At 73.8% G+C, this 25127-nt stretch carries 23 protein-coding genes; 7 read left to right on the top strand and 16 right to left on the bottom strand.

Features of this window, described 5'->3' with window-relative positions; all coding sequences use genetic code 11:
* Positions 1 to 180: 180 nt before the first annotated feature.
* Positions 181 to 531 (top strand): helix-turn-helix transcriptional regulator, encoded by a 351-nt coding sequence (locus tag BMX74_RS38400; RefSeq protein ID WP_055501201.1) that lies wholly within the window; start codon positions 181 to 183, stop codon positions 529 to 531.
* A gap of 10 nt (positions 532 to 541) precedes the next feature.
* Here BMX74_RS38400 and BMX74_RS38395 read toward each other — a convergent pair whose 3' ends face one another.
* On the bottom strand, positions 542 to 1639 hold the full coding sequence (locus BMX74_RS38395) for a carboxylate-amine ligase (protein ID WP_055501200.1): 1098 nt from the start codon (positions 1637 to 1639) through the stop codon (positions 542 to 544).
* A 292-nt stretch (positions 1640 to 1931) separates the two neighbouring features.
* Between BMX74_RS38395 and BMX74_RS38390 the strand changes: the two genes are divergently transcribed.
* Positions 1932 to 2201 (top strand): DUF1876 domain-containing protein, encoded by a 270-nt coding sequence (locus BMX74_RS38390; RefSeq protein WP_055503746.1) that lies wholly within the window; start codon positions 1932 to 1934, stop codon positions 2199 to 2201.
* Between the two features lie 115 nt (positions 2202 to 2316).
* Here BMX74_RS38390 and BMX74_RS38385 read toward each other — a convergent pair whose 3' ends face one another.
* On the bottom strand, positions 2317 to 3720 hold the full coding sequence (locus BMX74_RS38385) for a wax ester/triacylglycerol synthase family O-acyltransferase (protein ID WP_091105368.1): 1404 nt from the start codon (positions 3718 to 3720) through the stop codon (positions 2317 to 2319).
* Positions 3721 to 3735: 15 nt separating this feature from the next.
* Positions 3736 to 4023 carry a PLD nuclease N-terminal domain-containing protein gene (locus tag BMX74_RS38380; RefSeq protein ID WP_082534581.1) on the bottom strand — a complete coding sequence of 96 codons (288 nt, stop codon included), beginning with the start codon at positions 4021 to 4023 and terminating at the stop codon, positions 3736 to 3738.
* Positions 4024 to 4244: 221 nt separating this feature from the next.
* On the opposite strand from BMX74_RS38380, the gene BMX74_RS38375 reads away from it, so the two are divergent.
* Positions 4245 to 5675: a DUF4389 domain-containing protein gene (locus BMX74_RS38375; protein ID WP_091105367.1), complete on the top strand. Its 1431-nt coding sequence runs from the start codon at positions 4245 to 4247 to the stop codon at positions 5673 to 5675.
* Here BMX74_RS38375 and BMX74_RS38370 read toward each other — a convergent pair.
* The 3 genes from BMX74_RS38370 to BMX74_RS38360 all read right to left on the bottom strand — a co-directional run bounded on the left by BMX74_RS38370 (position 5645) and on the right by BMX74_RS38360 (position 10989).
* A complete protein-coding gene (locus tag BMX74_RS38370; RefSeq protein WP_091105365.1) occupies positions 5645 to 8044 on the bottom strand; it encodes a heavy metal translocating P-type ATPase in 2400 nt (799 codons plus the stop codon). The genes BMX74_RS38375 and BMX74_RS38370 overlap by 31 nt on opposite strands.
* A gap of 156 nt (positions 8045 to 8200) precedes the next feature.
* Entirely contained in the window at positions 8201 to 10126 is a 1926-nt protein-coding gene (ftsH, locus tag BMX74_RS38365) for an ATP-dependent zinc metalloprotease FtsH (RefSeq protein ID WP_055501197.1), read from the bottom strand.
* 278 nt (positions 10127 to 10404) lie between these two features.
* Complete coding sequence (locus BMX74_RS38360; protein ID WP_055501196.1) at positions 10405 to 10989, bottom strand: hemerythrin domain-containing protein; 585 nt, start codon at positions 10987 to 10989, stop codon at positions 10405 to 10407.
* Here BMX74_RS38360 and BMX74_RS38355 point away from each other — a divergent pair.
* Together BMX74_RS38355 and BMX74_RS38350 are read left to right on the top strand one after the other, a co-directional pair.
* Positions 10988 to 11893, top strand: a complete 906-nt coding sequence (locus tag BMX74_RS38355; RefSeq protein WP_337959884.1) for a YqjF family protein — start codon at positions 10988 to 10990, stop codon at positions 11891 to 11893. The two genes, BMX74_RS38360 and BMX74_RS38355, sit on opposite strands and share 2 nt — an antisense overlap.
* A gap of 89 nt (positions 11894 to 11982) precedes the next feature.
* Complete coding sequence (locus tag BMX74_RS38350) at positions 11983 to 12252, top strand: metal-sensitive transcriptional regulator (RefSeq protein WP_055501194.1); 270 nt, start codon at positions 11983 to 11985, stop codon at positions 12250 to 12252.
* A gap of 50 nt (positions 12253 to 12302) precedes the next feature.
* On the opposite strand, the gene BMX74_RS38345 is transcribed toward BMX74_RS38350, so the two are convergent.
* A complete protein-coding gene (locus BMX74_RS38345) occupies positions 12303 to 13865 on the bottom strand; it encodes a serine/threonine-protein kinase (protein ID WP_091105361.1) in 1563 nt (520 codons plus the stop codon).
* Between the two features lie 215 nt (positions 13866 to 14080).
* Between BMX74_RS38345 and BMX74_RS38340 the strand changes: the two genes are divergently transcribed.
* A complete protein-coding gene (locus BMX74_RS38340) occupies positions 14081 to 14437 on the top strand; it encodes a DUF3592 domain-containing protein (RefSeq protein ID WP_143078917.1) in 357 nt (118 codons plus the stop codon).
* A gap of 30 nt (positions 14438 to 14467) precedes the next feature.
* Here BMX74_RS38340 and BMX74_RS38335 read toward each other — a convergent pair whose 3' ends face one another.
* Positions 14468 to 14659, bottom strand: a complete 192-nt coding sequence (locus BMX74_RS38335) for a hypothetical protein (protein ID WP_091105360.1) — start codon at positions 14657 to 14659, stop codon at positions 14468 to 14470.
* Positions 14660 to 14723: 64 nt separating this feature from the next.
* A complete protein-coding gene (locus tag BMX74_RS38330; protein ID WP_091105358.1) occupies positions 14724 to 15608 on the bottom strand; it encodes a hypothetical protein in 885 nt (294 codons plus the stop codon).
* A gap of 212 nt (positions 15609 to 15820) precedes the next feature.
* Between BMX74_RS38330 and BMX74_RS38325 the strand changes: the two genes are divergently transcribed.
* Positions 15821 to 16480, top strand: a complete 660-nt coding sequence (locus tag BMX74_RS38325) for a pentapeptide repeat-containing protein (protein WP_055501189.1) — start codon at positions 15821 to 15823, stop codon at positions 16478 to 16480.
* A 49-nt stretch (positions 16481 to 16529) separates the two neighbouring features.
* Here BMX74_RS38325 and BMX74_RS38320 read toward each other — a convergent pair whose 3' ends face one another.
* From BMX74_RS38320 to BMX74_RS38290, 7 genes are all read right to left on the bottom strand, one after another.
* Positions 16530 to 17396, bottom strand: coding sequence for a hypothetical protein (locus tag BMX74_RS38320; RefSeq protein WP_091105356.1), 867 nt, complete (start codon positions 17394 to 17396; stop codon positions 16530 to 16532).
* 4 nt (positions 17397 to 17400) lie between these two features.
* Entirely contained in the window at positions 17401 to 19497 is a 2097-nt protein-coding gene (locus BMX74_RS38315) for a right-handed parallel beta-helix repeat-containing protein (RefSeq protein WP_091105354.1), read from the bottom strand.
* A gap of 39 nt (positions 19498 to 19536) precedes the next feature.
* Positions 19537 to 20514, bottom strand: a complete 978-nt coding sequence (locus BMX74_RS38310) for a hydroxyacid dehydrogenase (RefSeq protein ID WP_091105353.1) — start codon at positions 20512 to 20514, stop codon at positions 19537 to 19539.
* 20 nt (positions 20515 to 20534) lie between these two features.
* Positions 20535 to 21368, bottom strand: a complete 834-nt coding sequence (locus BMX74_RS38305) for a carbohydrate ABC transporter permease (RefSeq protein WP_236714539.1) — start codon at positions 21366 to 21368, stop codon at positions 20535 to 20537.
* Entirely contained in the window at positions 21365 to 22285 is a 921-nt protein-coding gene (locus BMX74_RS38300; RefSeq protein ID WP_091105350.1) for a carbohydrate ABC transporter permease, read from the bottom strand. Before BMX74_RS38300 ends, BMX74_RS38305 begins: the two co-directional genes overlap by 4 nt.
* Positions 22286 to 22548: 263 nt before the next feature.
* Complete coding sequence (locus tag BMX74_RS38295; RefSeq protein ID WP_091105349.1) at positions 22549 to 23856, bottom strand: ABC transporter substrate-binding protein; 1308 nt, start codon at positions 23854 to 23856, stop codon at positions 22549 to 22551.
* Between the two features lie 109 nt (positions 23857 to 23965).
* The gene (locus BMX74_RS38290; protein WP_055501182.1) at positions 23966 to 25006 is read right to left on the bottom strand and encodes a LacI family DNA-binding transcriptional regulator; all 1041 of its coding nucleotides are present in this window, start codon (positions 25004 to 25006) and stop codon (positions 23966 to 23968) included.
* Positions 25007 to 25127 lie beyond the last annotated feature (121 nt).

The following is a 25127-nucleotide window of genomic DNA, read 5'->3' as shown; positions in this document are numbered from 1 at the left end:
GAGCCGGTGCGGGACGGGGGCATGGCACCTCGGTGTTCTCGCGGCCCTGTGACGGCGGCGTTGCCTGTCACGAATCACACACTAATTCCAGAAGACAGTTACCGGAAAGCTATTTCGCTATAGGATCTTCTCGTAAGAAGCCCGCTGGAATCCGTCCCCTGCCGGGGCTGAAGGTGGAACATGGCCGCGAGTAAGCCTCAAGACCGCTCCTCATGGACGTTCCTGACGCACCACGCCCGCGTCCTGCTGGAGATCGCCCGCGACCCGCAGGCCCGGCTGAAGGACATCGCCGCGGCCATCGGCATCACCGAGCGGGCCGTCCAGGGCATCGTGTCCGACCTGCACGAGGCCGGGTACCTCACACGCGACAGGGTGGGCCGGCGCAACCACTACAGCGTCAACCCCGACCAGCGCTTCCGGTACCGCACCGAGGCCAACCTCCCCGTACGCCTCCTCATCGACCTGTTCGCCCAGCACGACCTGCCGCGAGACAGGGAGCCCGCCGAGGGCGAGCCGCCGGCCCCCGGCTGACCTCCGCGGGTCAGTCGAGGGTGGCGGCGGCCAGCAGGCCGGCGAACGCGTGCGGCGTCCCCGCCCGCGTCCACAGCTCGCGCTGCCTGGAGGCGCCGTTGCCCCGCAGCAGCAGCCGCCCGACCAGCCGCTCCAGCGGCCCGGGGTCGGCGACCCGGTCGAGGACGAGGCCCAGCAGCACCCGCTGCGGCACCCACCGCCCGGTGTACGGGTCGGGCGCGAGCCCGTCCAGCCCGTCTCGGGCGGCGGCGTTCAGCGCGGCCAGGATGGTGACGTCGGGCATCGGCAACACCGGCACGCCGTCCTCGGCGTCCCGCATGGCGAGGTCCACCAGGGCCCGGACGGTGCCGGCCACGAGCACGGCGTCCTCGGCCGACAGGCACGCGTCCATGATCCGCAGCTCCACCGTGGGATAGCGGGGCGAGAGCCTGGCGTGGAAGTAGACGCTGCGCTCGTCCAGGGCCCGGCCCCGCCGGACCAGGTGGCGCACCGCCGCGTCGTAGTCGGCGGGCGTCTGCCACACCCCTGGAGGCATCGCGGACGGCCACCGGCTCCACCGCAGGTAGCGCCGGCTCGCCCACGACGTGTCGCGGCCGTCGGCGAAGGGCGAGTTCGACGTGATCGCGAGCAGCGTCGCCAGGTACGGCCGCAGCCTGGAGAGCACCTGCACGCCCACCTCCCGCGACGGGACGCCGACGTGGACGTGGCAGCCGCAGGTGCCCGCTTCGACGATCATGGAGCCGTACCGGCGGGCGAGCTCGGCGTAGCGCGGGTCGTCGGTGAGGGCGGCGATGCCGGGCAGCGGCCCCGGCGAGACGCCCGAGGCGACCAGGTGGCAGCCCAGCTCCGCCGCTGCGGCGGCGGCGCGCCGGCGCAGCGCCGACAGCTCGGCGCCGAGCTGGTCGAGGTCGGCGCAGACCCCGGTGACCGTCTCCAGCTGGTAGCGCATGAGCTCGGGCTTGACATGCAGATCGTCGTCGAGCAGCTCCAGGATCGCCGGCGCCCGCAGCGCCGGGCGCCCGGTGACGCGGTCCAGCAACAGGAACTCCTCTTCCACGCCCAGCGTCAACGCGCCGGTCGCGTGGCGTGCCGCGGCGGCGACTGACATCCCCACCTCCTCGCGCCCTGGATGGACCGCGACCTCTCCCCCCGAGAGTCCGCGCTCACGGCGAGGATGGCAAGAGACGTCCTGCTGCCGGTAGCGACCAAGGTCCCTTACCCGCAGGATCTCCACCGCCGGGCCGGACCGGCGTCGCCGCAGGTCAGTAGGGTCGTTGGTCCTGACAGGGCCGGGCGTTGGCCTCTGGCGGCCCGTCCCTTCCCACGGCGACGATGGAGGGAGGAGCCGTAACGGCAGCAGTGCAGTGGCAGTGCAGTGGCAGTGCAGGAGGTTCGCCGTCATGGAAGCCAAGCAGTGGACGGTGCAGGTCTTCCTCAACGAGGAGGGCGACGACACGACCGCGGAGGCGGCCCTGACCACGAGGGACGGCACGCGTCTTGTCGGGAAGGGGCGTGCGCGCCGCAACCCGTCCGACCCGTCGGTGCCGGAGATCGGGGACGAGCTGGCCGCCTCGCGCGCGCTGGCCGACCTGGCCGAGAAGCTGGGTGTGGTCACCCAGCGGGACATCGCGGAGTACTCGGGGCCGTCGGTGCCCACGCGCTCCTGGTAGGCCGTGTCCTGGCAGGGCGTGTCCTGGTGAGTGCGGGCCGGGCGTGCCGGAGGGGGCGCGCCCGGCCCGCGGCGCGTCCCGGGGGTCGCGAGCGGGAGTCAGTCACAGGCGGGCGTCACAAGCGGGCGTCGGTGGCGGCGGCGGTCAGCTCGTCCAGCGACTCGCGCAGGTGGCCGGGCAGGTCCCACACGTCCGGCACCATGTCGCTGCAGGCCGTGAACCCCACGTCCAGCCGGCCGTCGTAGGAGAACACGGTGATGTTGAGCGCGCCGCTCACCCCCGTGACCACCGAGACCGGGTGGTGCGCGAGCAGCCGGATCCCCGACACGTACAGGGGGAACTGCGGGCCGGGCACGTTCGAGACGACGACGTTGACCGGCGGGAACGCCTGCCCCGCGAGCGCGAACGCGGCCCGGTCGGCCAGCCCGTTGAGCGCCGCGGGCAGGGCGCCGCTGAGCTCGCGCAGCCACGAGGCGGGCACCGGGCCGAAGCGCTCCTTCAACGCCCGCATGCCCGCGCTGACGTCCCTGAGCCGGTCCACGGGGCCGGCCAGGTGCGTGGCGAGCGGGCTGGTCATGATGGTGACCTGGTTGCCGTCGCCCGCCTGCGCGGGCAGCGCGAACGGCACGCCCGCCACCAGCGGCTCGTCCGGCAGCCCGTCGTGCGCCAGCAGCCAGCGCCGCAGCGTGGAGGCCACCAGCGTCAGGACGACGTCGTTCACGGTCACGCCGAACGCGTTCTTCACCCGCTTGACCTCCGGCAGCGGCAGCTCGGCGAAGGCGTAGCCGCGCCGCTCCGAGACCGGGCCGCTGAGCGGCGTGCGCGGCGCCACCGCGCGCGGCAGCTCCGGCAGGTGGTCGCCGCGCAGCAGCCGCGACACCCGGCCCGCGCCCGGGAGCTGCGAGAGCACCGGGATCTGGTCGAGGTGCGGCATCGCCCCCGCCACGAACCGCGCCAGGTGGGCGGGCGCCGCCGCCAGGTGCAGCCCGCCCCGCAGCAGCATGGTCCAGCCGTCGGGCGGCAGGTCGGGCTCGCGCGGGCCGGGCGGCGGCACGCCGGGCACCGGGTCCATGAGCGCCGTCAGCACGGCCGCGCCGGTGACGCCGTCCACGGCCGCGTGGTGCAGCTTCGTGTACACCGCGCCGCGCCCGCCCGCCAGGCCGTCGATCACGTACATCTCCCACAGGGGCCTGTCGCGGTCCAGCCGCCGCCCGTGCAGCTCCGCGACCAGCTCGCCCAGCCGGACGTCGTCGCCGGGCGGCGGCAGCGTGACCTGGTGGACGTGGCGGCCGAGGTCGGGCTCCTCGTCCTCCGCCCAGTACGGGTGGTCGAGCCCCAGCGGCACGGGGACGAGCCGCCGGCGCAGCTGGGGGACGACCGCGACCCGGTCCCTGAGGCGGGCGAGCGCGCGGTCCAGGGGCAGCGGACGCTCCAGGATCGCCAGGCCGCCGATGTTGGCGACGTCGGCGTCCGTCTCGAAGTTGAGGAACTGCGCGTCGACCGCGCTGAGCTGCCGCATACCCCTACGGTCCGCTCAGGCGGGCGGCGTCGTGAGGGCCGATGTCCCCTCAGCCGCGGGACCTTCGTCCCCTGCCCGCCCGCGGCACCGCGCCCCGCTCCCGCGCCGGCCCCACAGCAGGTACGCGAGCGGCCCCACCGGCTGCACGAGGATGCCGGCCGCCCACAGCGCCTTGCGCCCGCGCACCGACTCGCGCGGCCTGAACCACAGGTCCGCCGCCGCGGTCGCGGTCAGCGCGACCTCCACCGACGCCAGCGCCAGCAGCGCCGCGCGCCGCCCGCGCGGCATCTCGTCCCATCGCATGGCCGTACCCCTTCCCTCGGTGCGCCCGGGTTCCCCTCACGCGCCGGGCCCTTCGCGCTCCCCCACTCGGAGCCTGGCACCGCGCCGCGCCGCCCGGGGGAGGCGGAGGTCCCGCGCCGCCGTGCCTTTCGTCCCGTCCGATCGGCCCCGGGGCCGATCGGCGGGGCGTCCGAGGACCTTCGGCCGGTGTGACGGAGCGCGTCCGGTGCTGCGCTTGGGACATGAGCACCTATCCCGTACGCGTCGAGGCCCGGCTGGAGGAGCCGCTCAACCGGGGCCTCTGGATCGTCAAGTGGATCCTCGCGATCCCCCACTACGTCGTGCTGGCGTTCCTGTGGATCGCCATGGCCGTCCTCACCGTGGTCGCGTTCTTCGCGATCCTCTTCACCGGCCGGTACCCCCGCGCGCTGTTCGACTTCAACCTCGGCGTGCTGCGGTGGACCTGGCGGGTCGCGTTCTACAGCTACGGCGCGCTCGGCACCGACCGCTACCCGCCCTTCACCCTCGGCCCCGCCCCCGGCTACCCGGCGACGCTGGAGATCGACTACCCGGAGCGGCTGTCGCGCGGCCTCGTCCTGGTCAAGTGGTGGCTGCTCGCCGTCCCGCACTACCTCGTCGTCGGCCTGTTCACCAGCGGCAGCATCGTGTCCTGGACGGGCGCGCTGCCCGACCGCGGCGGCGTGCTGTACACGCTGGACTGGGGCGGGCTCATCGGGCTGCTCGTCCTCGTCGCGGCGCTGTCGCTGCTGTTCACCGGCCGCTACCCGCACGGCGTCCTCGACTTCGTCGTCGGCATGAACCGCTGGTCGCTGCGCGTCGCCGCCTACGCGCTGCTCATGACCGACGCCTACCCGCCGTTCCGCCTGGAGCAGGGCGAGCGCGAGCTGCCCCGCATGGAGCCGCCCCCGGCGCCGCACCCCCACGTACGGCACCGGGCCGGTTCCGTCGTGGCGGTCGCCGCGGGCGCGGTGCTGGTCTTCTGCGGCCTCGGCGCGGCGGCGGCCGGCACCGGCGGCACGTTCGTCTCCATGGCGCGGGGCGACGACGGCTTCCTCAGCAGCGGCCCCGAACGCGTCAGCACCTCCGCGTACGCGCTGACCCTGGAGCCCGGCGCGGTCACCGGCGGCGGCGTGGACCTGATGGGCGACGCCGTCGGCACGGTCAGGCTGACCGCGACGGGCACGGGCGCGCCGGCGTTCGTCGGCATCGCGCCGAAGGCCGACGTGCAGCGGTACCTGAACGGTGTGAGCCACGACCGGATCACCCGGCTGTCCTTCCCCGCCCCCGGCTCCTCCTCCGGCCCCGCCGACGTCGGGTACGAGCGCCACGCGGGCGGAGCGCCGTCCGGTCAGCCCGCGGCGCAGCGCTTCTGGAGCGCGAGCGGCACCGGCGCCGTCACCTGGAACCTGCGGCCCGGCGAGTGGGCGGTCGTCGTCATGAACGCCGACGGCTCGGCGGGCGTCACCACCGACCTGCGGGTGGCCGCCACCCTGCCGGGGCTGCGCGGGCTCACCGCGGGCCTGCTCGTCGCGGCCGGTCTGCTGCTGGTCGGCGGCGGCGCGCTCATCGTGGCGGGCGTGCGGATGGCCATCGCTCCGGCGGGCGCGGGCAGCGACGCCGGTCAGTCGGCGTGGCCGGCCAGGGAGAAGTAGGCCTCCTCCTCCTGGGCGAAGTGCAAGGTGAGGACGGCGTGCAGCCCGTACAGGCAGGCCCTCAGGTCGTCGCGCTGCTCCGGGCGCGGGCCGTCCTCGCCCGCCAGCTCCAGGTGGCGGGCCAGCCTGTCCGCGAGCCTGCCGATCTCGGCGTGCGCCCTGCTCATCGTCACGGTCGCCTCGGGGTCGCCGAGCAGTCTGGTCAGCGCCGGGTACAGGCGCTGCTCCTCCTCCTGCTCGTGCGGCATGATCTCGGTGTCGAGCGCGTCGTGGACGCGGCGCAGCAGCGTCAGGGCGGTCCGCGGCGGGCCGTCGAGCGCGTCGGCGGCCTCGCGCAGCAGTTCGAGCGCCGGCCTCAGCGTGGCGTGCTCCTGGTCGAAGCGCTGCAGCAGCTCGCCGGTGGGGCGGTCCACCCGCAGCCGGGTGCCGCGTCCCGGGGCGAGGGCGCGCAGCGCGTTGAGTATGACGGCCACGTCGATGGCCTCCTGCAGCAGCGCGCCCGCGGCGGGCGGCAGGAAGCCGAACGCCGCGAAGGCCATGGCCAGCAGCGACAGCCCGATGCCGACGCCCGCGCTCTCGACGGCGATGCGCCTGGCGCGGCGGGCGACGTCCATGGCGTCGGCGAGCCTGTCGAGCCGGTCCGTGGTCAGCACCACGTCGGCCGCCTGCGTGGACGCGGCCGAGCCGCGCGCCCCCATGGCGACGCCGACCTGCGCGGCGGCCAGGGCGGGCGCGTCGTTGACGCCGTCGCCCACCATGACGGTCGGGGCCCGCTCCGCCTCCTCGCGGACGCCCTCCACCTTGCCCGCGGGGCTGCGCTCCGCCAGGACGTCGTCCACGCCGAGCACGGCCGCGACGCCCTGCGCCACCTCGGCGCGGTCGCCGGTGAGCATGACGACCCGGTCGATGCCGGCCGTCCTGAGCCTGCGCAGCGTGCGGGAGGCGTCGGCGCGGACGGCGTCGCGCAGGAGGACGACCCCGGCGACCACGCCGTCCACGGTGATCCAGACGGTGATGGCGCTGTCGAGCGCGGCCCTGGCCCGCTGCGCGGCGACCCACCCGGAGTCCGTGCGCGGGGCGTCCGTGCGCGGGGCGTCCGTGGCGGCGGGGTCGGCGGTGCCGGTCGCAGCGGGGTCGGCGATGCCAGTTGCGGCGGGGTCGCCGGTGGCGTCGGTGTCCGCGGGGACGGCGCTCGCGGGGAGCTTGCCGACGCGGACCAGGCGTCCGCCGACGGTCCCCTCGGTGCCGGAGCCCGGCCGTTCCCGCACCCCCGCCGCCGTGACCCCGTCCAGGCCGCGCGCCTCCGCCGCGTGCACGATCGCCGTGGCCAGGACGTGCGACGACACCCGGTCGACGGCGGCGGCCAGGCTCAGCACCTCGTCCGCCGCGTACCCCGGCGCGGGCACGACGTCCAGCACCTGCGGACGGCCCTCCGTGAGCGTCCCCGTCTTGTCGAGGACGAGCGTGCGGGCCCTGCCCAGCGACTCCAGCGCGCCGCCGCCCTTGACGACGACCCCGTGGCGCGCCGTGCGCGACAGACCGGAGGCGATGGCGGCCGGGGCGGCCAGCAGCAGCGGGCACGGCGTCGCCACGACCAGCACGGCCACCGCGCGCACCAGGTCGCCCGACAGCGCCCACGCCAGCCCGGCGATCACCAGCGTCGCCGGGAGGAACCAGGCGGCGAACCTGTCGGCCAGCCGCACCACCGGCGCGCTGCCCGCCTCCGTCTCGCGGGCCAGCCGCACCACCCCGGCGTACGTGCTCTCCTCGGCGGTGCCCGTCGCGCGCAGGTCGAAGGCCGAGCCGGCGTTCACGACGCCGCTGCGGACGCTCTCCCCCTCCGGGTACTCGACGGGCATGGACTCACCGGTCAGCGCCGACTCGTCCAGCACGGCCGTGTGTCCCGCCACCACGCCGTCCACCGGCACCATCTCGCCGGCGGGCACCGCCAGCAGGTCGCCCCTGCGCACGGCGGCGACGTCCACGCGCTTCGGCACGCCGTCCTCGTAGCGGTGCGCCCAGCGGGGGGCTCGCTCGTACAGGGCGGTCAGGTCGCGCCCCGCGCGGGCCAGCGCGTACTCCTCCAGCACCCGGCCCGTGGACAGCATGACCGCGATCAGCGCGCCGGCCAGGTACTCCTGGACGACGAGCGTGCCGACCAGGGCGAGCACGGCGATCGCGTCCACGCCGAGCCTGCGGGCGCGCAGCGCGGAGATCACCCACCACAGGGCGGGCAGGACGGCCGCGGCCGTCGCCGCCGCCCACACGGCGTCGCCCCATCCGGGGAGTCCCGCCAGGTGGAGCACGCCTCCGGCGGCCAGCGCCGCCACCGTCCCGCTGAGGAAGACCGTCAGCCAGAGCTTCTTCATCCCTCCACCCTGCCCCGGCTCCCGCCCCGGTCACAGGGCCGTTCGGCCCGTCCTCGGACGGCCACACGGCCCTCCCCCGCGCCGGGGCGAGGGCCGCGCGACCGGGTGGCGGCCGGGTGGTGAGCAGGGCGACAGGGGTGAGCCGGGGCGGCCGGGTCAGGCGCCCGCGGGGAGGTGCTCGTCGGCGAGCGCCTTGATGACGGCGTCCCCGTCCACCGTCTCCTGCTCCACGAGCAGGGCGGCCAGCCGCTCCAGGGCGTCGCGGTGCGACCGCAGCAGGCCGAGCGCCCGCTGCTCGGCGGCCCGCAGCAGCCTGGCCACCTCCTGGTCGATGAGCCGCTGGGTGTGCTCCGAGTACTGCTGCCGCGGCGACGCCTCGTCCTGGCCGACGAAGTCGAGGCTCTCCGAGCCGTACCCGACGGGACCGAGCTCGCTCGACAGGCCGAAGTCGCGCACCATGCGGGTGGCGACCTGGGTGGCGCCCGCGAGGTCGTTGGCGGCGCCGGTGGAGCCCTCGCCGAACACGAGCAGCTCCGCCGCGCGCCCGCCGAGCCGCACGGCCAGCAGGTCGTTCAGGAAGCCCTCGCTGTAGAGGTGACGCTCCGCCTCGGGAAGCTGCTCGGTGACGCCCAGCGTCAGCCCCGCCGGCAGGATCGTCACCTTCGCCACCGGGTCGGCGTGCTCGCACAGCGCCGCCACCAGGGCGTGCCCCGACTCGTGCACCGCCACGGAACGGCGTTCCTGCGGCAGCAGCGCGTTCGTCGTGTCCCTGCGGCCGAGCAGCACGCGGTCGCGGGCGGCGTCCAGGTCGGCGACGGTGATCGTGGTGCGGTCGTCGCGCACCGCGTTGATCGCGGCCTCGTTGACGAGGTTGGCCAGGTCGGCGCCGGAGAAGCCGGGCGTGGCCCTGGCCACCAGGGCGAGGTCCACCTCGGGCGCCAGGTGCTTGCCGGAGGCGTGGACGGCCAGGATGGCCGTCCGCTCGGCCTGGTTCGGCAGCGGCACGGTTACCTGGCGGTCGAACCGTCCCGGGCGCAGCAGCGCCGGGTCGAGCGTCTGGGGCCGGTTCGTCGCGGCCAGCACGACGATGCCGCTGGACTGGTCGAACCCGTCCATCTCGGCCAGGAGCTGGTTCAGGGTCTGCTCGCGCTCGTCGTTGCCGCCGCCGGTGACGACCGCGCCTCTGCGCCCGCCGATCGCGTCGATCTCGTCGATGAAGATGATGGACGGCGCCCGCCTGCGCGCCTCCTCGAACAGGTCCCGCACCCGGGAGGCGCCCACGCCGACGAACATCTCGACGAACGCCGACCCCGTCACCGACAGGAACGGCACCTCGGCCTCACCGGCGACCGCCCTCGCGATGAGCGTCTTGCCGGTGCCGGGAGGGCCGACCATGATGACGCCGCGGGGCGGCTTGGCCCCGGCCGCCGCGTACCGTTCCGGGTCGCGCAGGAAGTCCACGACCTCGCCGATCTCCTGCTTGACGCCCTCGTACCCGGCGACGTCGGCGAAGCGGGTGGCCGGGCGCTCCGCCTCGATGATCTTGGCTCGGGAGCGGCCGAACCCGCCCATCCCCGCCATGAGGCCGCCCCCGACCTTGCGGCCCATCCACCAGAACAGCCCGATGATGAGCAGCAGCGGAAGGAACGCCACCAGCAGCGAGGTCAGCGACCCCGACGAGGAGGTCGCGGTGATCGCCACGTGGTGGGCGCGCAGGTCCTGCTCCAGCCCCGCGTTGTTCAGCGCCGTCGGGATCTGCGTCTGCATCCTGTCGCCGCTCTTCAACGTGGCCGAGACGGCGCCCCCGTCGTCGATCGTCACGGCGGTGACCTGGCCGGCGTCCACCTTCGCCACGAAGTCCGTGTACGGCGTCCTGCCCGGGGTCTGCGCCGCCAGCAGCATCGGCCCGACCAGCCACGCCAGCAGGGCCAGCACGCCGACCACCCACAGCCAGCGGCTCCAGCGGGGCGGCGGCTGCTCGCCGCTCGGCTGGGGCGGCTCCTTCCCCGGCCCCGGCTTCGCGGTTCCGGTCGGGTGACGCGACGGTACGAACCTGGCGATCCACGGCCTCTCGGTGGTCATCGCGTTCCTCCAACGACCGGCGCGCGAGGGCCGGGGCTCCGGCCGCGCTGCCCGGTGCTCCCCCGCCTCTCGCGCTCATGAACGACTCCCCTATGCCTCCAAGGGTGCGCGTGGCGCGGGCACGGCGGCAGGGCCGTAGGTCTCGCGAGCGCGGGTCCTTCGGCCCTCCGGACGCCGTCCCCCCGCGAAGCCGCGCGAGGGCGTCGTCGAGGGCGTCGTCGAGGGCGTCGTCGAGGGTGTCGAGGGTGCGGCGGCGCGGGGGGACGCCGGCCCGGTCGTCAGTGCTCCTTGCCCATGGTCTTCCTGATGACGTCGCGGACGCGGTCCATCATCGCGACCGGCGTGCCCACGAGCACGTTCTTCGTGGCCGACTCGGTGCCGGGGTGCGGGTGCGTCGGCGCCAGCGCCTCGGCCGCCTTCACGCCCACCGACAGCGCCCTGCGCTCCGCCGCGCTGGTCTGGGCGCGCAGCTTGGTGAACTCGTACCGCTCCTCGCTGCGGGCGTGCGCCTCCACGGCGCCGCGCAGCAGCGTGAGGTTGGCGAGGAAGTCGGGGGCCTCCACGCCCGCCTCGTCCATCTGCTGCAGCAGCTCCTTGGCCTGGTGCTCCTCCTCCAGCCGGTCCGCGACGATCCCCTCGCCGCCCTCCAGCTTCCTGCGCGCGTACGGGTGGACGATCTCCTCCTCGGCCGTCTCGTGCACGGCCAGCAGCCGCACCAGCCGGGTGAACGCCTCGGCGCGCCGGTCCCGCGGCGCCTGCTCGACCTCGTCGAACAGGTCTGTGATCATCGCGTGCTGCGCCAGCAGCAGGTCGATGACGTCGCTCTCTTCCATCGTCTCCGGCATGGTCTTCTGACGTGCCATGGTCCTTCCCCCCTGTCGAGCTACGGCCCGTGACTACCCGGGCGGCCGCCGGTCACGCCCGTCCTTACCAAGTCGGGGCGTTCACCGGTGCTTTCGCCAGCGCTCGCGGGGCGATTGCCGGGCGGAAGCGGGGGTAGCGGGTGGCCATGCCCGTCCGTCCAGCGGCGGGGGCGCGCCGGTGAGGCCGCCGCCGTCGCCGCGCGTCTCCCGGCCGGTGATGCACCATCGCTGGTCACGGATGACGTTCGTCCACTGGCGGTACCCTCCCGGGGCGGTGCGTCCGCTGCTGCCCGGCGGCCTGGAGCCCGAGACGTTCGACGGCGACGCCTGGGTCGGGCTGACGCCCTTCCTCATGGAGGGCGTGCGGCCGCCCGGCACGCCCGCCCTGCCGTGGCTGTCGCGCTTCCCCGAGACCAATCTGCGCACGTACGTGCGGGACGGGCCCGGGCGCACCGGCCTGTGGTTCCTGTCGCTGGACGCCGGCCGCCTGGCCGCCGTGCTCGCCGGCCGGGTGGGGTACGGGCTGCCGTACCACTGGTCGGACATGGAGGTGCGCGCGGCCGGGCGCCTCGTGCGCTACCGCGGCCGCCGCCACCGCCCCACCGGCGCGGCCGGACCCGCCGGGCGCTGCGACGCCGAGGTGGAGGTCGGACGGCCGCTCACGGAGGGCGAACGCGACGAGCTGGCGCACTTCCTGACCGCCCGCTTCCGGCTGTTCACGGTGGTGGCGGGACGGCTCGCGGCGGCCGAGGTCGAACACCCGCCCTGGCCGCTGCGCCAGGCCCGGCTCCTGCACCTGGACCAGGACCTGGTCCGGCTCGCCGGCCTGCCCGCGCCGGACCGCGCCCCGGTGCTGCACGCCTCCCCCGGCGTACCCGTACGGGTCGGCAGGTGGACCCGCTGAGCGACCGGGCGCCTCCCGCCCGCGCCGGTGCAGTCCGCCCTGGTCTCGGCGTTTGCCGCGCTCCTTACCCTCGGGGGTATAGTCGGAGCATGGAACTGAACGAGGGCATGGTCGGTGACGCGCTGACCCGGCTCAAGCGGGCCCAGGGCCAGCTCGCCGGGGTGATCGCGATGATCGAGGCGGGAGAGGACTGCACGAAGGTGCTCACCCAGCTGGCCGCCGTCTCCAAGGCACTCGACCGGGCCGGGTTCAAGATCGTCGCAAGCGGCCTGCGCCACTGCCAGACCGCCCAGGACCGCGGCGAGCAGCCCCCGATGAGCGTCTCCGAACTGGAGAAGCTCTTCCTCGCCCTGGCCTGACCGCCTCCGCACCACTCAGGAGCCCAGGGGGCCGGCGCCGGCCCCTGGGCTCAGTGCTTGGATGGCTTCCCCTGGCCCCTGCCGCGGTTCGCCGGGCGGTGCTCGGCCGACTTGCCCCTGGACGCCGCCGCCGAGGCGGCCGCCGGAGGCGGGCCCCCGCCGCGGGTCGTCCCCTGCTGCTGGAGGGAGGGGGTGGCGGTCTTCCGTGGCGTCGCGGGCGGCGTGGTGCCGGTGTCGTCCCGCCGGCGGTGTCCCTGCGGCGGCCCGGAACGGTGGTTCGACATGGGACGGGCGACCATGGCGCCGTTCGACTGCTCCGGGGTGCGCGGGGCGGGGTCGGAGAGCACGATGCGGTGCGGCTGCTCCGGGGCGGCGTTCCACCAGGTGGTCGTGGCCACGGCGCTGACGACGAGCGCCGTCACGGCGGTCGCCTCGCGCCAGCGGGCACGCAGCGCCGCGACGGCCGCGCCCGGCCGCGCCGCCGACGCGTCCGCGCCTCCCAGGCTCCCCAGCGGGCGCCGGGTCGGCGCGCCCAGCGCCACGGGCACGAAGCCGTCACCGTCGCCGAGCGTGCCGCCGTCCCCGTGCGCGCCATCGCCGGCGGCGCCACCAAGGGCGACACGGAGGCCGCGGGGTGCGGGCGCGTCCGGGCTGAGGCGGCGGCGGGTCCTCGCGCGCAGGCGGCCGGCGACGGGACTGGTCACCGCCCCCCAGGAGCGGCCCGGCCTGGCCGGTCGCCCGCCCTCCTCCCCGCCCGGCAGCGCGGCCGGGAGGTTCCCGTCGTAGCGGGCGACGAGGCGGCGCAGCTCGTCACGGGCCCGGACGGCGTCCACCCGCTCCGACGGATCCTTCACGAGCAGGGCGCCGATCAGCGGCGTCAGCAGCCCGGCCCGGCAGAACGGCGCGGGGTCCGCCGTCAGGACGGCGCTGATCGTCGCCAGTCTGCCGCCGTTGTCACCGAAAGGGGTGCGGCCCTCGACGGCGGTGTACAGGGTGACGCCGAGCGACCACAGGTCCGACGCCGGGACGGACCTGCCCCCGCCCGCCCGTTCCGGGGCGATGTAGGCGGGGGTGCCGACGACGATACCGGCCTCGGTCAGCGACGACTCCTCGTCCAGCGTGCTGGCCAGGCCGAAGTCGGTGAGGAAGGCGTGGCCGCCGGGGCCGAACAGGATGTTGGCGGGCTTGATGTCGCGGTGCATGACGCCTGCCTCGTGGGCGGCCTCCAGCGCGCCGAGGAGCTGGAGGCCGATCCTGGCGACGTCGGGGACGGGCAGCGGCCCCCGCTCGGCGATCACCTGGGCGAGACTGCGGGAGCGGACGAGCTGGAGCACGATCCACGGGCGGTCGTCTGCCAGGACGACGTCGTAGACGGCGGCGATGTGCGGGTGTGAGAGCCGGGCGGCCAGGCGGGCCTCGCGCATGGTGCGTTCGACGGCGAGTTCGCGCGCCGGGCCGGGCGGTCCCGCGAGGGCGACCTCCTTGACCGCGACCTCGCGGTCGAGCAGCTCGTCGTGGGCGCGCCACACCGTGCCCATGCCGCCCCGGCCCAGCTCACCCAGGAGCCGGTACCGTCCGGCCAGTAACCATCCCTCACACCGCTCACCCGACATGGCAGCAGGCCTACCCGATCATCGACACCTCATGCAATGGTCACCTTTCGACGTATGCGCCCCGATTCCTCCCCTGAAGGCGGCGGTGACGCGTGCAACCGGCGGTCAAGCCGGGTGCAATGCGCCGTGGATAGAACCAGGTCCAGAGATCTTCGAAAGGCCGCCGCCCGTGAGGCGGGGCAGAGGTGGGAGTGGGAGTGGGAGTGGCGAGCCTGATGACGTTGGTGATCGTCAGCTGTACGTTGCTGATCAGCGTGGGTGTGTGGCTGCCGTTCCTGGTCGTGGCCCGCAACGGGCGGCGGCTGCTGGCCACCGGCCTGCCCGCGCAGGCGGTCGTCGAGTCGATGGCCGACACCGGCATGTCGGTCAACCACCGGCCGGTGGTGAGCTTCGTGCTGCAGGTACGGCTCCCGAGCGGCGAGACGTACCGGGTGACGCACCGGCAGTCGCTGCCGCGCATCCCGATGGGCGTCGTCGCGACGGGCACGGTGCTGCCGGTCAAGGTCGATCCGCAGCGGTACGAGCGGCTGCGCATCGACTGGTTCGCCTGGCGCCCGGCCCACCACGCCTGACGCCCGCCCCTGCCCGGCGGCTCGCGGAGGTCAGGGCAGGCGGGAGCGGTCCACCTTGCCGGTCTGGTTGCGGGGCACCTCCTCCACGAACACCACGTCGCGGTACGCCTCGACCACGCGGGCCGGCACGGCGGGGCGTTCGGGGCTGAGCAGCCCGTTCCTCGTGTACGTGCCGACCGCCTCGCGCCCGAACCCGCGCAGCTGGGCCAGCCTGCCGATCATCCGGCCCCCTCTCCCCGGGAGGCGCCTGCCCTGTCGCCCGGCCCGCATGCCAGGAGCCGGAGGTTCAGGGGCCCGCCACGGTGACGCCGGTGACGGCGAAGCGTTCGACGTCCGCGACGTGCCCGCCCGTGGAGGCGACGACGGTGACGGTGGTGCCGGGGACGGCGCGGAACGTCACCGACGTGGACCACGGCTCGCGCTCGCCGCCTGCGGGCAGGCAGCAGCGCTCGCCGGCCGGGGCCGCCGAGCCGGGCCGCCTGACCTCGACCCTGATGCTCTCGTCCACGCCGGTGATCCGGCCGCCCACCTTCACCGGCGAGCGCACCGCCGCGCCGTAGCGCGGGACGGTCAGGGTGAGCGTGGTGTCGTCGGTGCCCACGACCTCCCAGGGGGCGTCGTCGCCGGAGCCGTACCTGACGAGGTGGACGACGGCGGCGACCAGCCGGCCCTCCTGGGTGTCCTGCCCGACGTGGACGCGGGCGTGGTCGCCCTCGACCCGGGTGCTGACGGCGCGGTCGAGGTCGCGGAAGCCCAGGTGGTCGCTGGTGAAGCGGAGGGCGGTGGCGGCCGGGTCGAGGTGCCACGGCTGGTGGCCGCCCGACCGGTACGCGCGCTGCCAGGCGCGGGCCTCGTCCGGCGTGGAGAACGGCCACAGCGGCTGGTAGCGGCCGGCCACCAGCCGGTCGCCCCCGCCCGGGACGGGCGTCCCCGAGGGCCGCCCGGGGCTCACGGCCGGGGAACCCGTCGGAGACGGTGCGGCCGGGGACCGCGCGCCCGGGGACGCGGACGGCGGCGTGCCGGAGGGCGTTCCCCCGGTGGGGCGGGTGGCCGTCGCCGTGCCGGTGGCCGTCGCCGTGCCCCCGCTAGGGGCGCCGCCGCAGCCCGCCGCCGCGCCCAGGACGGCCAGGACGGCCAGCAGGGCGGCGGCACGTCCGGTCCTCAGCGTCATGAAGGTCCTCCTGACCGTGGCTCCGCTTCGTCCCCTCCACCATCGGGCGTGGGAGCCGCCCTTGCCCAGAGCGGCGCGGCGGTCGTGCGCCGATTAGGCGGAAGCGGGCCGGCGGCGGTAAGCATGAGGTGCCTCTCCTCACCCCTGCGGGCCCGGCCGGGGCTCCCCCGGTGAGGTCCGCACGCCATGAGACCTCCGTCGGAAGGACGCCGATGCCGGCCCGAGCGCCCCGTGACCTCACCGCACTCCCGTACGCGGCCCGCCTCAAGCCGTTCGACGGCGAGCTCGACCGGGAGGGCGACCACGAGTGGGTCCACTTCGACGGCGGCACGTTCGAGGACGCCGACGCCCGCGGCTCCCGCTTCGGCGAGTCCGCCTTCTCCTCGGTCACCTTCGCCGGCGGCCGCTACCAGCGCTCCCGCTTCGACGACGTGTGGCTGCACGCCGTCCGCGTCGTCGGCAGCAGCCTCGCGGAGACCACCTGGCTGGACGGCGAGGTCCGCGACAGCGTCCTCGCCGGCGCGCAGCTCTACGGCGCCCAGCTGCACCGCACGCTCTTCCACCGCTGCAAGTTCGACTCGGTCAACCTGCGCACGGCGACCCTCCGGCACGTCACGTTCGCCGACTGCCTGCTGCGGGACGTGGACTTCGGCGGCGCCACCCTGACCGGGGTCTCGTTCCCCGGCTCGACGCTCGACCGGGCGCGGTTCGACAAGGCCACCCTGAGCGGGGTGGACCTGCGCCGGGCCGAGGGGCTGGGCATCGCCTCAGGGCTGGAGGACCTGAAGGGCGCGACGATCAGCCCGGTGCAGCTCCTCGACCTCGCCCCCGCGCTGGCACGGGTCGTCGGCCTCACCGTCCAGGACGCCTGACGCCGGGCCGCGTCCTCGCTCTCAGGACGCCGGGGCGGGGCCGCAGAGCTCAGGGTCCGCCCGACGGTCGTGGCGAGGCTGCGGCCCGAGGTTCGGAGGGGTCTGTGGCGGCGCGGGCGCGGAGGGCGCGTTCGTACTCCTGGAGCACGATCTGGCGGCGGACGTTCTCCCTCGCCTGCTCGAACGGCGGCGCGCCCGGGACGGCTGCCCGGGCGTACTGCTCGCGCAGCCTCCGCTCCGACAGGTCCAGGCCGTGCGCGTACAGCTTGCTGAGCGCCGAGTCCAGCTCGGCCGCGCGGACCTGGGCGTAGGTGTACTCGTCGTAGGACGGCACGCCGGGGACGGGCCGCCCGGCGCGCGCGGCCTCGGCGCGGCGCCGGTTCCCGGCGGTCAGCTCGCGCTGGAAGCCCCGCTCGCTCACGTCGGCGAGCAGCCCGGCCTCGCGGGCCCAGGTCCGCCGCGCCTTGTCCAGGGCGGCGGCGTCCACCGCCCGCTCCCTGAGCCGCGCGGCGGGGGTCACGCCGTCCTGTACGCGCTCCCAGAAGCCGGGGCCGAGGTCGCGTCCCGTGAACTCGGAGATCACCTCCGCCCTGAGGGCGCGGGCCGCCCTGAGCACCTCGGCGCCGGTCACCGGCTCGCCGGCCACCGTGGTGACGACGTCCGCGGGCCGGATCCCGAGCACCCGCTCGGCCGGCGCCGAGGCGTCGGCGCCGGCCGCTCCCGCCGGGGACGTCCCGCCCGACGGGTTCCCCGCGAGGGCGAGGACGGCGGTGAGGGCGAGCGCCACGGCCAGGACGGTCCCTGCGAGGACCAGGACCGTCGCGCGGCGCCGGCGCGGCACAGTACCGCCCGCCGCGCCCCCGCCCCCCGGCCTGGTCTTGGGCCTGGTCGAGGGCCTGGTCGTGGCGCTGCTCATCGCGTCAGCCCGCGATCTTCATGTCGAAGACGTGGAGCCCCGCGTCGGCGAGCGGGCTGCCCTCGGGCAGGGTGACGGTCGCGACCGTCCTGGACGGGTCCAGCGGCACCGCGTAGCCGAACACCGACACGCCCGACTCGTACGTCTGCCCGCTGGCGGGGTTCTTGTAGCTGGTCTGGGTGCGGTTGTGGTAGGCGGCACGCGCCACCAGCACCCCGCCCTCCGGCGCGCTCGCGTCCCACTGGTCGCCGAAGCGGACGGTCCGCTCCTCCGCGGTGCCGTCGGTGTAGGTGACGGTGACGACGCCTTCGCGCGCCTTGAGCCCGCCCGCGCCCAGCAGCACCAGCGCAGAGCCGCGCCCGGCCAGGGCGATGGTCTGCCCGGCCGCCTTGACGTTGTCCGTCCAGCCGTACGGGCGCGGGTGCCAGACGAAGTCGGCGCCGAGCACCCGCACCGTCGCTCCGGGGGCGAGCCCCGCCTGCTCCAGCGCCTGCCCGGAGTAGCTGCGGCCGCTGGTGGAGAAGCCGCCGGTGTTGGGGTTGAGGTCGGAGCTGACGGCGACGTTGTTGTACGCCTCCTCCACCGAGCCGAAGACGACCGGCTCGACGGCGGGCCCGTTGTACGCCCCGCGCGACGGCGCGCCGCTCACCGGGTTGCCGAAGTAGTCGCGGTCGCCGAGGCCGTCGAGCGCCGCGCCGGAGCCGAGCGCGGGAGAGCCGCGCAGCAGCTTGTAGCCGTCCACGTCGTCGGCGCCGTCGGCGGTGCCGGGGGCGGCCAGGCCGGGGTCGGCGGTGACGGCGCGGGCGTCGGAGGCGGGGGCGGCGACCCCGCCGTGGTAGACGTTCGAGTCGTAGACGATGCCGGGCGCGGCGGGCAGCGTGCCGGACGGCGCGTAGAACACGTTGTTGGCGATGGTCGAGTCGCCCGTGGGCACCGCCACGTCGAGCTTCTGCGAGGGGCAGAAGAACGTGTTGTTGTACAGCCGCAGCGGGCTCTTGTTGTCGCCGGAGGCGTTGCCCGCGATGCGGCAGTCGTCCTGGGCGATGTTGAACCGCAGCACGGCCGTGGCCCGGTAGTTGGGGAACTCGGTGCAGCTCTGGCAGCCCAGGTAGAAGCCGCCCGCGTTGTCGTGCGAGTAGTTGTACTGGTACACGCACGACCCCTTGATGCCGCCGTCGCAGTCCCAGGCGGTGGAGTCGAAGATGGTCGGCCGCTGCCGCGTGACCTCGTTGTACTGGAAGACGGGATCGACGGAGTTGATGGGCCACATGCCGGCGAAGTTGCCGTCGACGTACGGGTACCTGCCCGCGCCGCCCTCGTCGAAGAGGTTGTGCTCCACCAGGGGGTGGTCGGAGGCGTGGACGACGATGCCGTCGCCGCCGACGGCCCGGATGGTGTTGCGGGCGATGTGGACGTTCCTGTGGTAGTCGGTGCCCTTGCGGCTGATCTTGATGCCGCCGCCGCCGGTGTCGTGGATGTAGTTCCCGGTGATGGTGATGCCGTCCAGGTAGCCGACCTGGCCCTCGGGCAGCGCCTGGACGCTGATCCCCGCGGAGTAGGCGAACCAGGACGAGTTCGCCCCGGTCTTGTTGCCCCAGCCGGCCACGTCGGAGATCTCCAGGTCGCGCAGCACCAGGCCGGCCTTGGGCTCGGGCGTGGTGGAGTTGTACTGCACGCCGGTCCGCTTGGCGGTGGTGGCGGCGGGGTTGGTGATGTGGAGCTTCTCCAGCGTCAGGTGGCTGTTGTCGACGAGGTGGACGGCCCACTCGCCGCCGTCGCCCTGGATGATCGGCTTGGGCCCCTCGCCGTACGAGGTGAACAGGACGGGGTGCTCGGCGCTGCCCGACCCCACGGGTTCGAGGCGGCCCGCGCAGACCGTCCCGGCCCGGAACATGATCTTGTCTTTGGCGCGGAGCTCGATGGCGTTGACGGCGGCCAGGCTGTTCAGCGGCTCTGCGGCGTTGCGGCCGGAGCCGCCGTCCTGTGCCTGGCAGTCGACGAAGAAGTTCCTGGCGGGAGCCGCTTCGGCGGGGGCGGCGACGAGGCCGCCCGTCACCATGGCCGTGACCGCGAGCGCGGCCACGCGTCGATGAAGGCGCATGCTTCCTCTCTGGGGGGTTGACGTGCGGTGCGGAGGGGGTCAGGCGGACCTGGAGAGGCTGCCGCGCTCCACCGGGTGCTCGAACGGCAGCCCGCGGGCGTAGCGCGACAGCTCGTCGAGCGCGAGGTCCGCCATGCGGACCAGCTCTCCTCCGAGCGAGCCGGCGATGTGCGGCGTGACCAGGACGTTCGGCAGGTCGTACAGCGGCGAACCCGGGGGCAGGAACTCGGGCTCGGTGTGGTCGAGCACGGCGAACAGCCGGCCGGCGGCCAGCTCGCGGGTCAGGGCCTCCTGGTCGACCAGCGCCGCGCGGGCGGTGTTGATGAGCGTGGCGCCGTCGCGCATGGCGGCGAGCCGCCCGGCGTCCATCAGGTGGCGGGTCTCGGGCAGGTCGGGCGCGTGCAGGGTGACCACGTCGGAGGCGGCGACGAGCTCGTCCAGCCCGACCCGCCGCACGCCCAGGTCGTCGTCCAGGTACGGGTCGCTGACCAGCACCTCGACGTCGAACGGCCGCAGCAGCTCGATCACCCGCCGGCCGATCCTGGACGCGCCGACGACGCCGACGGTCCTGCGGTAGTTGCCGAAGCCGGGGTAGCGGGCGTCCCAGTCGTCGTTGGCCCTGGCCGCGCGGTAGGCGCGGGCGATGTCGACGACGCGTTTGTTGGCGAACAGGATCGCCGCGAGCGTGAACTCGGCGACCGGCTGCGCGTTGGCCGCCGCCGCCGACGACACGGCGATGCCGCGCTCCCAGCAGGCGTCGGTGACGTGGTGCTTGACCGAGCCGGCCGCGTGGACGACGGCCCGCAGCTCCGGCGCCCGGGCGAGCACCTCGGCGGTGACGGGCGGGCAGCTCCACGACGTGAACAGCACCTCGGTGCGCGACAGGTCCACCCCGGCGAAGTCGTCCACGACGCCCTGGACGTCGGCGACGCGGTGCAGACGCTCGCGCACCTCGCCCGTGATCAGCCGTTCCGCGACGTCCGCGCCCATGGCGGCGACGGTCACTGGCCTTGTCATGCTCTCCCCCGATTCTTCGGTCATTTGACGCTGCCCGCCGTCATGCCGGCCTTCCAGAACCGCTGCAGGAGCAGGAACACCACGAGCAGCGGCACCACCGACAGCAGCGACCCGGTGATCACGAGGCTGTGGAACTCGGGGAAGGCGTGGCCCTGCTTCTCCCAGGCGAACAGGCCCAGGCTGAGCGGGTAGAGGTTCTGGTCGTTGAGCATGACCAGGGGCAGGAAGAAGTTGTTCCAGATGGCGGTGAACTGGAACAGGAAGATCGTCACGTACGCGGGCAGCAGCATCGGCATCGCCACCGACGCGAACGTGCGGATCTCGCCCGCGCCGTCCGACCTGGCCGCCTCCAGCACCTCGCGCGGCACGTACCCGGCCGACAGCACGCGGGCCAGGTAGACGCCGAACGGGTGCACCAGGGTCGGGACGAACACCGACCAGAACGTGTTCACCACGCCGATCTTCGAGGCGAGCAGGTAGAGCGGCACGGCCGTGGCGGTGGTCGGCACGAGCACGCCCAGCAGCACCGCGCCGAACAGCTTCTCCTTGCCGAGCCACTGGTACTTGTCGAACGCGTAGCCGCAGGCCACCGTGATCAGGGAGCTCACCGCCGCGCCGACGCCCGCGTAGAGCAGGCTGTTGAGGTACCAGCGGAAGAACACGCCGCCGCCCTCCCGCGCCACCGCCTCGACATTGGCGAACAGGTTGAACTCGCCGAAGGCGAAGCCGGGCGTCGCGTACAGGTCGGACAGCGACTTGGTGGACGCGAACAGCAGCCAGGTGAGCGGCAGCAGCGTGTACAGGGCGGAGACGGCCAGCAGGGCGTTCACCGCCGTCCGGGACATCCACCTCATCGCCGGTTCCCCCATCTCGTGACGGCGTACGACAGGACGGCGGCGAGCAGCGCGAGGATGATCGACGCGGCGCCGGCCTGGCCGATGTCGTTGTTGCCGAACGCCTCGTTGTAGGCGTACATGTTGGGCGTCCAGGTGCTGACGATGCCGTCGCTGCTGTTGTCGAGCACGGTCGGCTCGGTGAACAGCTGCAGCGAGCCGATGATCGTGAAGAGGACCGTGGTGACCACGGCGCCGCGGATCATGGGGATCTTGACGCTCCACGCGATCCTGGCGCCGCCCGCGCCGTCCGTCCTGGCGGCCTCGACCACCTCGGCGGGGATGGCCTGCAGCGCCGCGAAGTAGATGATCATGTTGTAGCCGAGCCACTCCCACAGGGCGATGTTGACCACCGCGCCGAGCGCGCCCCGGCCGCCGAGGAAGTCGGCGTCGCCCAGCAGGTCCACGATCGGGCTGATGCCCGGCAGGTACAGGTAGAGCCAGATGAGCCCGGCGATGACGCCCGGCACGATGTGCGGCATGAACAGCGCGGCTTGGAAGACCTTCCCGAACCTGGCCAGCCCCGAGTCGAGCAGCAGCGCCAGCGCGAGCGCCCCGCCGATCATGAGCGGGATGTACAGGACGCAGTAACCGAGGATCACCAGGAAGCCGTCGGTGAACGCCTCGTCCTTCAGGGTGTCGAGGTAGTTGCCGAGCCCGACGAACACCGTCTCCGCGCCGCCGAAGCCCAGCCCCGACGACTTCTCGGCGAACAGGCTCAGGTACACCGCGTACGCCAGCGGCGCCACGATGACCGCCAGGAACAGCGCGAAGAACGGCCCGACGAACAGCAGGATCGCCCCGCGCCTGCGCCACGCCTCGTCGCCCTCGCGCGCCGCGCCCGGCGCTCTGGCCTGTGTCATCGGACTCGTCGTCATCTCCACCTTCCCTTGACTTCGCGTGAGACCCGCTGAGTACGCGTGAGACCCGCTTGGTACGCGTGAGACCCGCTTGATACGCCTGGGATCCGCTGAGTACGCGTGGGACCCGCTTGGTACACGTGAGATCCGCTGAGTACGCGTGGGATCCGCTTGGTACACGTGGGATCCGCTGAGTACGCGTGAGACCCGCTTGGTACACGTGAGACCCGCGCCCGCGCCGGCGCGCGGATCTCACCCTGCTCACGCGGCCGGGCCGCCGCCTACTGCTGGGCGACGTTCAGGCCACGGCTCTTGATCTCGGCGACCGTGGCCGTCTGGACGGTGTCGAACACGTCCGGGATCGTCGTCTCGCCGGAGCCGACCTTGCCCAGGGCGTCCTTGAACGCGGTCAGCGTCTGCACCATGCTCGGCCCCCACGTCCAGCCGGGCTGGATGGTCGCGTACGACTCGGAGAACAGCTTGTAGATGTCCTGGCCGCCGTAGAAGGAGGCGTCGAAGCTCTTGGCCGCGACCGGCACGAGGTCGGTGATCGCGGGGAAGCCGCTGGAGGTGCCGGAGGACAGGCGGGCGCTCCACGCCTCCTGCGAGCCGGTCAGCCACTTGACGACCTCGACGGCGGCCTTGGTGTTCTTCGACCCCTTGCTCACGGCGAACGTGGTGCCGCCGAGCATGCCGCTGGACGGCGTGCCCCAGTTCGGGATCGGCGCGATGGCCCACTTGCCGGACTGGCCCGCGTGGTTGCCCTTCATGACGCCCGCGCCCCAGTTGGCGCCGACGTAGCCCCACAGGGTGCCGTCCTCGAAGGCGGCGTTCCACTCCTGGCTGAAGGACGGCTGGACCTTCACCAGGTCCTCCTTCACCAGGTCCTGCCAGTAGGCGGCGACCTTCTTGCTGGGCTCGTCGTTGATCGTCACCTTCCAGGCGTCGCCCTCGGTGCCGAACCAGCGTCCGCCCGCCTGCCACGACAGCGCGGCCAGGACGCTGGGGTCGTCGGGGAAGAACGTGGCGATGCGGGCCTTGCCGTCGGCCTTCTTCACCTTCTCGGCGGCGGCCTTGAAGTCGTCCCAGGTCTTCGGGACCTCGATCTTGTTCTTCTCGAACAGGTCCTTGCGGTAGAAGAACACCTGCGGCGCGGCGTCCATGGGCAGCGCCCAGGTCTTGCCGCCCAGCTCCACCAGGCCGAGGACGCCGGCGGGGTACTTGGGCTTGACGTCGGAGACCTCGGCCGAGATGTCCTGCAGCGCGCCCTGGTTCACGAAGTCGGGCAGCTGCGGGTACTCCACGGACATGATGTCGGGCGCGTTGCCCGCCTTGACGGCGTTGGAGAACTTCGCGTAGCCGCCGGCGTTGCCCGAGGGGATCTCCTCGAACTTGATCTGGACGTCCTTGTGCGAGGCGTTGAAGGCGTCCACGACCTGCTGGGTGCCCTTGGCCCAGCCCCAGAACGTCACCTGGGCCGGCTTGCCCGCCTCAGCCGCGGGCTCCGCCTGCCCCCCGCCGCCGCACGCGGTGGCGAGCAGGCTCACACCGGCCAGCACTCCGGCGATGCCGGTGCTCTTACGTCCCATCGATTGCTCCTCATCGGTTTCGATCGATAAAGCATCATTCGCTCACTATCGATCGTTTGTCTAGAGTTGAGGATCAATCGATCAGTAACGAAATGAACGCGCAAACCGGTCAGCGCGGCGGCGCGGTGGACTCCCGCACCCTCAGCTCGGGCAGCAGCGCCACCTGCCTCGCCGCGCGATCGGGCCCCTCCTCGATCCTGCTGACCAGCAGATCGACGGCACACCTGCCGACCGCCGCCTTGGGCGGGGCGACCGCCGTCAGCGGCGGGTCGCTCAGCAGCGCCACCTCGTCGTCGTACGCCACGATCGACACCTCGTCAGGGATCCGCACGCCCGCCACCCGCAGGTGCTGCACGAGCAGGAGGGTGTCCTCGTCGTTGTGCACGAGCAGGGCCGTGACGCCGTCCCTGATCGCCTCCACCACCTCGGCGACCTGCTCGCGCGAGGGCCCCTCCTGCTCCACGGCCAGGTGGACGGGTTCGAGCCCCAGGTCGTCCACGGCGGCCAGGAAGCCGTGACGCACCCGCGGCGCCGTCGGGCTGCGGCGGGACATCAGGCCCACCCGCCGGTGCCCCAGCTCGGCGAGGTGCCTGGTGCCGAGGTAGGCGCCGTGGGCGTGGTGCGAGGCGGCGGCGTCCAGCAGCGAGGCGGGGCCGCCCAGCTCGGCCCGCCGCTCCACCAGCACCGCCGGAACCCCCAGCTCGCTCAGCTCCCCCAGCCACGCCTCGTGCGAGGCGTCCGGCTGTCTGCTCGGGGTCAGCAGCAGCCCCTCCACGCCGCCGTCCACGAGCTGCTTGACCTGCGTGCGGTCCTCGTCGTCGCTGTAGCGGGACACCCCGAGGACGATCCTGGCGCCCAGGCGTTCCGCCTGCTCGCGGGCACCCCTGATGACCGCGGGGAAGTAGTACATGGCCGAGGGGACCAGCATGCCCAGGGTCAGCGAGCGCCCCTTCGCGGCCTCCTGCGCCGGGTCCGGCCTGGTGATGCCACCGTGCACGCGGTTGACGAGACCCTGCGCCGCGAGCTGCTCGACGTCCCTGCGCAGGGTGACCATGGAGACGTTCAGCCGGTCGGCCAGCTCGGCCAGGCGTACCGAGCCACGCTCGCGCACCTCGCGCAGGATCAGTTCATGGCGTTGCTCTGCGAACACGGCGACTCCTTCTGAGGGAACGAACCCATCCTACCGGGCCGAGCTTTCGTTTGTGAACGAATACTTTCGTTCGATCAGAGTGCTAAGGTCCGCCGCAAACCGCATACCTCTTGGAGTGCCG

This window comes from Nonomuraea pusilla (genome assembly GCF_900109355.1).
Lineage (GTDB): Bacteria > Actinomycetota > Actinomycetes > Streptosporangiales > Streptosporangiaceae > Nonomuraea > Nonomuraea pusilla.
Note: the sequence above shows the minus strand (reverse complement) of the source record. Positions and strands in the feature narration are given on the sequence as shown.